The organism is Planktothrix tepida PCC 9214 (assembly GCF_900009145.1).
In the GTDB taxonomy this organism is placed as follows: Bacteria; Cyanobacteriota; Cyanobacteriia; order Cyanobacteriales; family Microcoleaceae; genus Planktothrix; species Planktothrix tepida.
Genome location: NZ_LN889847.1, coordinates 1 through 202, shown reverse-complemented (window position 1 = coordinate 202; position 202 = coordinate 1). Strand labels below are relative to the sequence as shown.

Here is a 202-nt window from a genome sequence, read left to right as displayed (position 1 = left end):
AGAACCTGCCTGTTGGACGGGGACAACAGTTGGAAACGACTGCTAATCCCGGATGAGCCGAGAGGTAAAAGATTTATCGCCAACAGAGGGGCTTGCGTCTGATTAGCTAGTTGGTAGTGTAAGGGACTACCAAGGCGACGATCAGTAGCTGGTCTGAGAGGATGATCAGCCACACTGGGACTGAGACACGGCCCAGACTCCT

General features: G+C 53.5%; 1 rRNA gene. It reads left to right on the top strand.

What is annotated here, in order from left to right:
• Nucleotides 1-202: ribosomal RNA gene (locus tag PL9214_RS29425) — 16S ribosomal RNA — on the top strand; the annotation flags it as partial.